Genomic DNA, 12,251 nt, shown 5'->3' on the forward strand with positions numbered 1-12,251 from the left:
GCAGCGCTGCATCCCCATTCCATATCTTTAGGGGTATTACAATGAGAGTGCGTCGCATTACGAGGTAGACCGATGACTCGGGAGATCCCGCCTGAAACCACCCATGAGGGCGTTACGCCGTTGATGCGCCAGTATTTGGCCATCAAGGCGGAGAATCCCGGCTGTCTGCTGTTCTACCGCATGGGCGATTTCTACGAGATGTTCTTCGACGACGCGGTGGCCGCCGCGGGCGCGCTCGACATCGCGCTGACCAAGCGCGGCACCCACCAGGGCGAGGACATCCCGATGTGCGGCGTGCCGCAGCATGCGTATGAGGGCTATCTCGCGCGGCTCATCCAGAAGGGCTTCAAGGTCGCCATCTGCGAGCAGATCGAGGACCCGGCGGAGGCGAAGAAGCGCGGCGCGAAGTCGGTGGTGGAGCGCGCGGTGATCCGCCTCGTCACCCCCGGCACCCTCACCGAGGAGGCGCTGCTCGACGCGCGGGCGGCGAACTATCTGGCGGCTTTGGGGCGGGTTCATGGCGAAATCGGGGCGGCGTGGCTGGACCTTTCCACCGGCGGCTTCTCCACCCGCTCCTGCGACGCGGCGGGCCTGCCCGCGCTGATCGAGCAATTGGACCCCGGCGAGATCCTGGTCTCCCAGCGCCTGGTCGAGGACCCGGCGTTCTACGACCTCTGGGCGCGGCTGAAGCCGCGCCTCACGCCGCTGCCGGATATCCGTTTCGATAGCGAAATCTGTGCCCGCCGCCTTGCCGAGGCCTTCGGCGTGGCGACGCTGGACGGCTTCGGCGGCTTTTCCCGCGCCGAGATCGCCGCCGCGGGCGCGGCGCTCGACTATGCGGTCGCCACCCAGGCCGGGCGGCTGCCCCTGGTGCGCCCGCCGGTGCGCGTCGCCCGCGGCGCGGTGATGGAGATCGACGCGGCGACGCGCCGCAGCCTGGAACTCACCCAGACCCAGACCGGCGAGCGCAAGGGCAGCCTGCTTTCCACCATCGACCGCACCGTCACCGGCCCCGGCGCGCGGCTGCTCGCCGAGCGCCTCGCCCAGCCGCTCACCGAGCCCCCCCGTATCGCACGCCGCCAGGACGACGTCGGCTTCTTCCTCGACCGCGCGGAAACCCGCGACGGCCTGCGTGCGCTGCTGCGCCGCTGCCCCGACGTCGCCCGCGCGCTGACCCGGCTTTCGCTCGGCCGCGGCGGCCCGCGCGACGCGTTGTCCATCCGCGCCGCGCTTTCCCGCCTGCCGGAGGTCAAGGCCCTGCTCACCCAGCCCGACGGCCTGCTGCCCGAGGGGCTGCTGCGCGGCTATGCGGCGCTCGGCGATCACGGCAACCTGGTGGAGCGGCTGGAACGCGCCATCGTGGACGAGCCGCCGCTTCTCGCCCGCGACGGCGGGGTGATCCGCCCGGGCTATGCGCCGGAGCTGGACGAGTTGCGCGAGCTGCGCGACGACAGCCGCCGCCTCATCGCCGCGCTACAGGCCCGTTATGTGGCGGAGACCGGCGTCTCCTCGCTCAAGATCAAGTTCAACAACGTGCTCGGCTACTTCATTGAGGTATCGCAACGAAATGCCGGGCCGCTGGCCGAAAACAAGGGCCGCTTCATCCACCGCCAGACCATGGCCAACGCCATGCGCTTCACCACGGTGGAACTCTCCGACCTGGAAAACCGGGCGCGCGGCGCGGCGGACAAGGCGCTGGCGCTGGAGCTCAGGCTGTTCGACGACATCGTCGCGGAAGTGCTTGCCCACGCTCAGGAAATCCTCGCCGTGGGGCAGGCGCTCGCGGTCTTCGACGTGGCCGCCGGATTGGCCGATCTCGCCACCGCGCGCGGTTACGTGCGGCCGAAAATCACCGACGACGCGCGCTTCATCGTGCGCGGCGGGCGTCATCCTGTGGTCGAAGCGGCGCTTTTCGACCGCGACGGCGGAAAATTCGTCTCCAACGACTGCGTTCTCGACGAAAATGCGCGAATCTGGCTGATTACAGGCCCGAATATGGCCGGTAAGAGCACTTTTCTCCGCCAGAACGCGCTGATCGCCATTCTCGCCCACATCGGCTCCTTCGTGCCCGCCGAGTCGGCGGAAATCGGCGCGGTGGACCGCCTGTTCAGCCGCGTCGGCGCCGCCGACGATCTCGCCTCCGGACGCTCCACTTTCATGGTCGAAATGGTCGAAACCGCCGCCATCCTCCACCAGGCGACGGAGCGCTCCCTCGTCGTCCTCGACGAGATCGGACGCGGAACCGCCACCTACGACGGCATGGCCATCGCCTGGGCGGTGGTGGAACACCTCCACGACGTCAACCGCAGCCGCGGCCTCTTCGCCACCCACTACCACGAACTCAAGGCGCTCACCGCCAAGCTCCCGGCGCTCGCCCCCTACACCATGCGCATCAAGGAATGGAAGGGCGACCTCGTCTTCCTTCACGAGGTCGCGCCCGGCGTCGCCGACCGCTCCTACGGCATTCACGTCGCCCGCCTCGCCGGGCTGCCCGCCGCCGCGGTGCGGCGCGCCGAAACCGTGCTCTCCACCATCGAACGCAGCGAACGGGACTCCGCCGCCACCCGCCTCGCCGACGACCTCCCCCTGTTCTCCGCCGCGCGCAGCCATGCCGCAGCGCCGGACCCCCGCCCCGACGCCCTGCGCGCCGCGCTCGAAGGCTTCAGCCCCGATGCGATGACCCCGCGCGACGCGCTGGACGCCCTCTACCGGTTGCAGGAGATTGTGCGGGAGGAGGAAAAGGAGCGGTAAAACCAGGCCAGGAGCTCTGCCCCTGGACCCCGCCGGGGATTCGATCCCCGGACCCCATGACTTTGGTTTTTCGCCGCGGAGCGGCATTCAACGCCCGTGTTGCCGCCGCATGGACTTATGGCGCTACGCGCAAAAACCAAAGTTATGGGGTGCGCGAGGGGATTGGAGCCGACCGCCGGAGGCGGTGGGAACGCCCAGTGGGCGTTCCCAAGGCGGAGATGTCCCCTCGCAAAGTTTTGGTTTTTGTGAGCGGGGTGGCAGCCCCGTTGTTTTCCCGGCGCTTCAATTTCATTTGATAATGTTCTAGGGTTTCTCGCGTGGGCCGTTGGGGCCTTGAGGGATTGGGTGCATGGACACGAAGACGATGCAGTCGGTGGCGATGGCCTGCGACTGGGACGCGGATCAGGCGCGGCTCGGCTGTTCGGGCATTGCGCCCGAGTTCCTGGCGGCAATTCCGGACCCGGAACAGATTATCCGCTGCGACGCCATGGTGGCGCGGCTGGAGGAGATCTGGCAGGAGGCGGGTGGCGACGCGGCCAAGGCGCGGCCTGCCGCGTTGGCCCTGTTCAAGGCGGCGTTGAAGGACGGCTCCGAGGAGATCCGCCGCCGTTTCGAGGACGACAAGGCCAACGGCACCCAGGTGGTGCGCGCCCAGGCGTACCTGGTCGATCGCATCGTGCATGCGCTGATGGAACTGGTGGTCAAGCGGATCTACGGCGAGGGGGTGCGCACCACCGGCGAGGCGCTGACGGTGGCCGCGGTCGGCGGCTACGGCCGCGGCGAGCTTGCGCCGCATTCCGACATCGACCTGTTGTTCCTGCTGCCCTACAAGGCGACCGCCTACCACGAGAAGGTGGTGGAGACGGTGCTCTACATGCTGTGGGACCTGGGGCTGAAGGTGGGGCATTCCACCCGCTCGCCGGACGAGTGCGTGCGCCAGGCCAAGGACGACAGCACGGTGAAGACGGCGCTTCTGGAGTGCCGCTGGCTGTGGGGCGACAAGGCGCTTTATGACGAGGCGCGCCGCCGTTATTGGGAGGATGTGGTCTCCGGCACCTCGGCGGCCTTCATCGAGCAGAAGCTGGCGGAGCGCGACGAGCGCCACCAGCGCACCGGCTGCTCGCGCTATGTGCTCGAACCCAACATCAAGGAGGGCAAGGGCGGCCTGCGCGACCTGCACACCCTGTTCTGGATCGCCAAATACACCTACGGCGTCACCGCGGTGGAGGACCTGGTGAAGGGCGGCCTGTTGACGCCGGAGGCGGTGCGGGTGTTCACCCGCGCGCAGAACTTCCTGTGGACGGTGCGCTGCCATATGCACTATCTCACCGGCCGCGCCGAGGACCGCCTGACCTTCGACCTGCAGCCGGAGCTGGCGCGGCGCATGGGCTACAAGAAGCGCACCGGCCAGAAGACCGTCGAGCGCTTCATGAAGCACTATTTCCTCGTCGCCAAGGACGTGGGCGACCTCACCCGCATGGTCTGCGCGGTGCTGGAGGAGCAGAACAAGCGCCGCACCCGTTTCGGCATCGGCTTTGCGCGCCGGAAGGTCACGCCGGAAGGTTTCGTCATCGAAAAGAACCGCGTGGACATCGTCTCCGACGATGTGTTCGCGAAGGACCCGGTGAACATCCTCCGGCTGTTCTTCCTCGCCCACGACCAGGGGCACAACATCCATCCCCACGCCTTGAAGCGCGTCACCGAGGAGTTGGGCCGGGTCAAGGGCCTGCGCCGCGATGCGGAGGCCAACCGCCTCTTCCTCGACATCCTGACCCACCGCAAGAACCCGGAAAGCACGCTGCGTAAGATGAACGAGAGCGGCGTGTTCGCCCGCTTCGTGCCCGATTTCGGCCGCGTCGTGGCGCAGATGCAGTACGACATGTACCACGTCTACACCACCGACGAGCACACCATCCGCACCGTCGGCATCCTCCACGACATCGAACTCGGCCGTTACGCCGCCGACATGCCCACCGCCACCGAGCTCTTCCCCCTGGTGCAGTCGCGCCGCGCGCTCTATGTGGCGATGCTGCTGCACGACATCGCCAAGGGTTCGGGCGAGGACCACTCCGTCGCCGGGGCGCGCATCGCGCTGACCCTCGGGCCGCGCTTCGGCCTCAGCGAAGAGGAGACGGAGACCGTCTCCTGGCTGGTGCGCAACCACCTGATCATGTCGATGGTGGCGTTCAAGCGCGACCTCGACGACCCCAAGACCATCGCCGACTTCGCCGCCCAGGTGCAAAGCCCGGAGCGCCTGCGCCAGCTGCACGTGCTCACCTGCGCCGATATCCGCGGCGTCGGCCCCGACATCTGGAACGCCTGGAAGGCGCAACTTCTGCGCGCCCTCTATTCGCGCACCCTCGACCGCATCACCGGCGGCCTCGCCTCTTCCGCCGGGGTCTCCGCCGCCGCCGAGCAGGAGGCCGCGGCCAAGGACGCGCTGCGCGCCCGCCTGGCCGATTGGCCCGCCGAACTGGTGGACCGCGCCATCGAGCGCGGCTACCGCGCCTACTGGTATTCCTTCACCGCCGAGGAGCACGAGCGCCAGGCCCGCATCATGCGCGCCGCCGACGAGGCGGGCGAGGACCTCACCGTGGTCTGCCGCGTCAATCCCGACACCGCGCACACCGAGGTGATGGTCTATACCACCGACCATCCCGGCCTGTTCTCCAAGATCGCGGGGGCCATGGTGCTCGCCTCCGCCTCGATCCTCGATGCGCGCATCACCACCTTCTCCGACGGCATGGCGATGGACGTGTTCACCGTGCAGGGCCTCGACGGCGAGGCCTACACCGAGATCGACCGCATCGAACGCGCGATTTCCCGCGTGCTCAAGGGCGAGGTGCGCATCCACAAGGAACTGGCGGAGCGGCCGATACGCGGGCTGAAGCGCACCCAGGTGTTCACCGTGCCGCCGCGCGTCATCATCGACAACACCGCATCCGCCGCCTACACCCTTATCGAGATCAACGGCCGCGACCGCCCGGGCCTGCTCTACGACGTCACCTCCGCCCTGCGCGACCTCGGCCTGCAGATCAACTCCGCCCACATCTCCACCTATGGCGAGCGCGTGGTGGACGTGTTCTACGTCAAGGACGTGTTCGGCATGAAGATCGCGCATGAGGGCAAGCTGCAACAGGTCCGCCGCGGCCTTCTCGACGCCATCGAACCGTTCGCGCCCGCTGCCGGAGCCAAAAGCGCATGAGCCTCTATCGCGCCGTCGCCACCGTCGGCGGCTTCACCCTGATCAGCCGCGTCACCGGGTTCGTCCGCGACGTGCTGCTCGCGCGGCTGTTGGGCGCGGGCACCGTGGCGGACGCCTTCTTCGTCGCCTTCCGCTTCCCCAACCTGTTCCGCCACCTCTTCGCCGAGGGCGCGTTCTCCGCCGCCTTCGTGCCGCTGTTCTCCCGCAAGCTGGAGGGCGAGGGCGCCGCCGCGGCCAGGGCCTTCGCCGATTCCGTCTTCGCCATGCTGTCGCTGGCGCTGCTCGCCATGGTTCTGGCCATGGAGGTCGCCATGCCCTGGGCGATCGCCGCCTTCGCCCCCGGATTCGCCGAGGTGGCGGGCAAGCTGGAGCTCGCCAGCGATCTCGCGCGCATCGCTTTTCCCTATCTCTTCTTCATCGCTCTGGTCTCCCTCTTCTCCGGCATCCAGAACTCGCTCGGCCGCTTCGCCGCCGCCGCCGCCGCGCCGATCCTCCTCAACCTCTGCCTGATCGCCGCGGCGCTCGGCTATGGCCGCCTGTGGCAGGGCGACGGGCCGGGCCAGGTGCTCGCCTGGGCGGTCACCATCGCGGGCGTGGTGCAGTTCGTCTGGCTGTTCGTCAACAACCGGAAGAGCGGCATGGGTCCCGGCCTGGTGCTGCCGCGCCTCACCCCCGACGTGCGCACCCTCGGCCGCCGCATCGTCCCCGGCGTCGTCGGCATGGGCGTCTACCAGATCAACCTCCTGGTCGATACGGTGATCGCCTCCCTGGTTTCCGAGGGCGCGGTCTCCTGGCTCTATTACGCCGACCGCGTCAACCAGCTGCCGCTCGGCGTCGTCGGCATCGCCATCGGCACCGCTCTCCTGCCCATGCTGTCGCGGCAGATCAAGTCCGGCCGCGGCGACGTCGCCCAGCATACCCAGAACCGCGGCCTGGAATTCGCCCTGCTGCTCACCCTCCCCGCCGCCGCGGGCGCGGCCAGCCTCGCCGGGCCGATCGTCGCAACCCTGTTCGAACGCGGCGCCTTCACCGCGCGGGACACCACGGCCACCAGCCTCGCCCTCGTCGCCTTTTCCTGCGGCCTGCCCGCCCACGTGCTGGTCAAGGTGCTGGTGCCCGGCTTCTTCGCCCGCGAGGACACCGTCACCCCGGTGCGCATCGCCGCGGTCTGCCTCGTCTCCAACCTCGTGCTCAACCTTGCCCTGATGGGCCCGCTCGGCCACGTCGGCATCGCCACCGCCACCGCGGTTTCCGCCTGGCTCAATGCAGGCCTCCTCGCCCTCATCCTGCACCGCCGCGGCCACTTCCGCCTCGATGCGCGGATGAAACGCCGCGCCCCGCGCATCGCCGCCGCCGCGCTCGGCATGGCCGCCCTGCTGGTCGCCTTGCAGGCCGCGGGCGCCGCCACGCCGGAACTCGCGGCCCTGCCCGCCTGGGGCCGCCTCTGCCTGTGGATCGCCATCGGCGGGGCGGTCTACGCCGTCGCCGCCGGCGCCCTCGGCGCAGCCACCCTCTCCGAACTCCGCGCGGCTTTGCGGCGGGGGTAAAACCGGGCCGGGGGCGCTGCCCCCGGACCCCACAACCGTTTTTCCGCGTAGCGGGATAAGCCTGTGCACGCCGCACGCATGGTTCTATGGCGCTGCGCGCAAAAACCTAAAGTCATGGGGTGCGCGAGGGGATTGGAGCCGACCGCCGGAGGCGGTGGGAACGCCCAGTGGGCGTTCCCAAGGCGGAGATGTCCTCTCGCAAAGTTTCGGTTTTTACCCCCTCCGGCAGTGCGCATCCGGCATCCGGCATTATATGTGACCCGCGCCTTGACCCTGGGCGGTAAAATGGAGGATACCTCGAACGGGCCGCGCGGCGACCGTTCGGGTTTTCGTTCCTCAGGCAGAGTTCTTCTCAAATGAATCGGATTTTTTCGGGCATCCAGCCCTCGGGCAATCTTCATCTCGGCAACTATCTCGGCGCGATGAAGAACTGGGTCGATTTGCAGAACGACTACGAATGCATCTTCTGCATGGTGGACATGCATGCGATCACCGTGTGGCAGGAGCCCGCTGCCCTGCGCGCCCAGACGCGCGAACTGGCGGCGGGGATGATCGCCGCGGGCATCGACCCGGAGAAGAACGTGCTGTTCGTGCAGAGCCAGGTTGCGGCGCATGCCGAGCTGGCCTGGGTGTTCAACTGCGTGGCGCGCATGGGCTGGCTCAACCGGATGACCCAGTTCAAGGAGAAGGCGGGCAAGAACCGCGAGAACGTTTCCGCCGGGTTGTTCGCCTATCCGTGCCTGATGGCCGCCGACATTCTGGTCTACAAGGCGACGCACGTGCCGGTGGGCGAGGACCAGAAGCAGCATCTGGAGTTCACCCGCGACGTGGCGCAGAAGTTCAACATCGATTTCGGGCGCGAGGTGTTCCCGCTGCCGGAGCCTTTGATCTTCGGCGCGGCGACGCGCGTGATGTCGCTGCGCGACGGCGAGAAGAAGATGAGCAAGTCCGACCCGTCGGATTATTCCCGCATCAACATGAGCGACGACGCGGACGCCATCGCCTTGAAAATCCGCAAGGCCAAGACCGACCCCAACCCGCTGCCGGAGACGGCGGAGGGTCTGGAGGGCCGCCCCGAGGCGGCGAACCTGTTGGGCATCTACGCCGCGCTCACCGGCAAGAGCCTCGCCGACGCGGTGGCCGAGGCGGCGGGCATGGCGTTCGCCGACTTCAAGGCCAAGCTGGCCGATGCGGCGGTGGCGATGCTCGGGCCGATCAACGCCGAGATGGCGCGCCTGCGCCAGGACCCGGCCTATGTGGACGGAATCCTCAAGCGCGGCGGCGAAAAGGCCGCGGCGTTGGCCAAGCCGGTGCTCGACGAGGTTTACGAGACGGTGGGTTTTCTGCGACCCTGAGGGACGAAGAAGAATAAATACAGGAACGGGAGGTTCCGCATGCCGAACTTCGAGGATTTCACCGGCCGTGTGCGTGGCGCGTTTTCCGCCGTGCGGAAGCGGGCCAACCTGAAGGACGGCATCGGCCGCCTCAACCGGGGCGCCGGACCGTGGCGGATGGTGAAGTGGGTGGTGGCGGTGGTGGCGGTGGCCGCCCTGCTCTACTACCCCATCGGCATGGCGGTATTCCACAAGATCAACGACGACCCGGACTTCGCTCCGGGCGAGGTGGCCGCCGGGCAGTCCCGCGCCGTCGCCGTGGCCGCCGAGTTGATCCGCCGCGAGGTGGCCGACGGCCACTGGATTCCCAACGATCCCTTCTTCTTTCCCACCGCGGCCCTGGACAACATGCCGAATTTCCAGACCGGCCTCTTCGCCGCGCTGTCGCGCTTCGCGGTGGAACTGTCCGACCAGTTGGGGCGCACCCGCGGGTCCTCCCAGGTCGATCCCGACCTGGAGAAGGCGGTGGGGCTTTTGAAGTATCCGGGCAACGTGTGGATCTTCAACTTCTCCACCTCGCTGATGCCCACCGCCTCCTCCGAGAGCCAGTACCTGGCGGCGCGCCGCGCCCTGGTGAGCTACAACGAGCGCCTGGGGGTGGGCAAGGCGGTGTTCGAGCGCCGCGCCGACAACCTCATCGCGACGCTGGAGCGCATCGGCAACGACATGGGCTCCGCCTCGGCGCTCCTCGACCGGCGCATCGAGGACGGCGGCGGCCTGATCTTCGACCGCACTTCCGACGACGTGTTCTATCAGACCAAGGGGCGGCTCTACGGCTACTACCTGATCCTGCGCGAACTCGGGGCCGACTTCGCCGCGGTGATCAAGGACAAGGAGCTGACCTCCGCCTGGGAGCAGATGCTGGGGTCGTTCCGCGTCGCCGCGACGCTCGACCCGCTGATGGTGTCCAACTGCGCGCCGGACGCGCAGCTCTGCCCCAGCCATCTCGCCGCGCAGGGGTTTTATTTGCTGCGGTCGCGTACCCAACTCCAGGAAGTCGCCAACATCCTCTTGAAATAGGATAAGCCGCACGGCGAGACGCACCGATGATTCAGGTCTACCTGCCGATCGCCGAAATGTCCGTGGATGCCGCCGCCATCGTCGCGCTCGGCACGGCGGTGGGATTCATCGCCGGGCTGTTCGGCGTCGGCGGCGGCTTTCTGATGATGCCGATCCTGATCTTTCTCGGCGTGCCGCCCGCGGTGGCGGTGGGTTCCGGCACCAATCAGATCATCGCCTCCTCGATTTCCGGGGTGATCGCCCACTGGCGGCGCGGCAACGTCGATTTCAAGATCGGCGGGGTGCTGCTGGCGGGCGGCGTGGCCGGTTCCGGCATCGGCGTTCTGCTGTTCCGCCTGCTGCGCACCTCGGGGCAGATCGACGTGGCGATCCGCATGGCCTATGTCGTCTTCCTCGCCGCGATCGGTGGGCTGATGCTGGCCGAGACCGTGGTCTCGCTGATCCGCTCCCCCGGCGCGGGCGGCAAGCCGCGCGGCACCGAGCGCTTCGCCTGGGCGGCGCGGCTGCCCTGGCCGATGCGCTTTCCCCGCTCGGGGCTCTACATCAGCATTCTGCTGCCGCTCGGCGTGGGCTGCGTCGTCGGCGTGCTGATGGCGATTCTCGGCGTCGGCGGCTTCGTCATGGTGCCGGCGATGATCTACATCCTCGGCATGCCGACCCAGGTGGTGGTGGGAACCTCGCTGTTCCAGATCATCTTCCTCACCATGGTCACCACCTTTCTGCAGGCCAATCTCAACCACAACGTCGATATCATCCTCACCGCGCTTCTGATGCTCGGCGGCATCATGGGCGCGCAGTGGGGCGCGCGGGCGGGCGCGCGCCTGGGGGCGCGGCATTTGCGCATTCTTTTGGCGCTTCTGGTGCTCGGGGTGTGCGTCGGCCTGGTGGACGAACTGGTCTCCACGCCGAAGGAGCCGTTCTCCGTGACCATCGTGAGGCCGTCATGAAGCGGCCGCGCGCCCTCTTCGCCGCGCTGGGGCTTTGCCTCCTCGCCGGGGGGAGCGCCGACGCGGCGCGCCCGGTGGTGGCCGACCTCTCCAATCACCTGGTGGCGATCACCACCGGGTTTTCCGGCACCCATGTGCTGGTGTTCGGCGCCACCGACGAGCGCAAGGGCGACATCGTGATGGTGGTGCGCGGCCCGCAGGAAACCCACGTGGTGCGCGAGAAGACCCGCCTCGCCGGGGTGTGGATGAACCGCACCGAGGCCTATTTTTCGCAGGTGCCCGCGTTCTACGCGGTGGCGGCGACGGCGCCCTTGGACAGCATCGTCCCTCCGGAGGTGCGCAAGCACCACCAGATCGGCGTCGCGGCCCTGGAGCTTTCCGCCACCAACTCCGACGGCCGCGCCCTGCCCGCGGACGAGGCGAAGCGCTTCCGCGAGGCGCTGATCCGGCTGAAGAGCAGGGCCGGGCTCTACCCGGGTGGACTCGGCAACGTGACGACGCTCGAAAACCGGCTTTTCCGCGCCGAACTCGACCTTCCGGCGACCGTGCCGGTGGGGTCCTACACGGTCGAAGTGTTTTTTGTGCAGGATGGCGGTGTGATCGGCGCGGAGATCACTCCGCTCTTCGTATCCAAGACCGGTTTCAGCGCCGAAGTGTTTGATTTCGCCATGTATCATGCGGTGCAGTACGCCCTTGCGGCGATCGCCTTCGCGGCGCTTTCGGGCTGGGGAATCGCCCTGGTGTTCCGCCGCTGAAAACAAAAGTGACTTGACCCCCGGCCCGCCTCCCCATATTTCAAGCTCCCGGCAAGGAGGTCGGCGATGTTCATTCAGACCGAAACCACGCCCAATCCGGCGACCGTGAAGTTTCTGCCCGGACGGGTGCTGACGGAAGGCGGACCCGTCGATTGCCCGACGCCGGAGGATGCCGCCGCCAGTTCGCCTCTGGCCGAACGCCTGTTTCAGCTCGACGGCGTGACCGGCGTACTGATCAACCGCGACGCCGTGGTGGTGAGCAAGGCGGAAACCGCATCCTGGGACGTGCTGAAGCTGCAGGTGATGGGGCTTCTGGTCGAGCACCTGACGCTGGGGCATCGCGTCCTGTTCGAAACCGAGGCGGCGGCGGCCGGTGACGACGAGGGCATCGGCGGGCGCATCCGCAGCCTGATCGAAACCCGGGTCCGCCCGGTGGTGGCCCGCGACGGCGGCGACATCGTGTTCGACCGCTTCGACGAGGGCATCGTCTATCTGCGCATGAAGGGCGCCTGCGCCGGCTGCCCGAGCGCGACGATCACGCTGAAGAACGGCGTGGAGGCGATGCTCAAGACCTACGTGCCGGAAGTCGTCGCGGTGCGGCAGGTCTCGTAACGGCATACGATTTGCTAACC

Annotated in this window: 8 protein-coding genes; all 8 read left to right on the plus strand. The window is 67.9% G+C overall.

The window, feature by feature from the left end:
- Positions 1-72: 72 nt before the first annotated feature.
- On the plus strand, positions 73-2,751 hold the full coding sequence (gene mutS, locus O7R11_RS05090) for a DNA mismatch repair protein MutS (protein ID WP_337996410.1): 2,679 nt from the start codon (positions 73-75) through the stop codon (positions 2,749-2,751).
- Positions 2,752-3,100: 349 nt separating this feature from the next.
- Complete coding sequence (locus O7R11_RS05095) at positions 3,101-5,956, plus strand: [protein-PII] uridylyltransferase (protein WP_337996411.1); 2,856 nt, start codon at positions 3,101-3,103, stop codon at positions 5,954-5,956.
- Positions 5,953-7,503, plus strand: coding sequence for a murein biosynthesis integral membrane protein MurJ (gene murJ, locus O7R11_RS05100; RefSeq protein ID WP_337996412.1), 1,551 nt, complete (start codon positions 5,953-5,955; stop codon positions 7,501-7,503). Before O7R11_RS05095 ends, murJ begins: the two co-directional genes overlap by 4 nt.
- 356 nt (positions 7,504-7,859) lie before the next feature.
- Complete coding sequence (trpS, locus tag O7R11_RS05105; protein WP_337996413.1) at positions 7,860-8,858, plus strand: tryptophan--tRNA ligase; 999 nt, start codon at positions 7,860-7,862, stop codon at positions 8,856-8,858.
- A 39-nt stretch (positions 8,859-8,897) separates the two neighbouring features.
- A complete protein-coding gene (locus O7R11_RS05110; RefSeq protein WP_337996414.1) occupies positions 8,898-9,917 on the plus strand; it encodes a DUF2333 family protein in 1,020 nt (339 codons plus the stop codon).
- Between the two features lie 26 nt (positions 9,918-9,943).
- Positions 9,944-10,864 carry a sulfite exporter TauE/SafE family protein gene (locus tag O7R11_RS05115; protein ID WP_337996415.1) on the plus strand — a complete coding sequence of 307 codons (921 nt, stop codon included), beginning with the start codon at positions 9,944-9,946 and terminating at the stop codon, positions 10,862-10,864.
- Positions 10,861-11,619, plus strand: coding sequence for a TIGR02186 family protein (locus O7R11_RS05120; protein ID WP_337996416.1), 759 nt, complete (start codon positions 10,861-10,863; stop codon positions 11,617-11,619). The genes O7R11_RS05115 and O7R11_RS05120 overlap by 4 nt, the downstream gene beginning before the upstream one ends.
- Positions 11,620-11,685: 66 nt before the next feature.
- Positions 11,686-12,231, plus strand: coding sequence for a NifU family protein (locus O7R11_RS05125; RefSeq protein WP_337996417.1), 546 nt, complete (start codon positions 11,686-11,688; stop codon positions 12,229-12,231).
- Positions 12,232-12,251 lie beyond the last annotated feature (20 nt).

It is taken from the genome of Oleispirillum naphthae (assembly GCA_027864655.1).
GTDB classification, from domain to species: Bacteria; Pseudomonadota; Alphaproteobacteria; order Rhodospirillales; family Rhodospirillaceae; genus Oleispirillum; species Oleispirillum naphthae.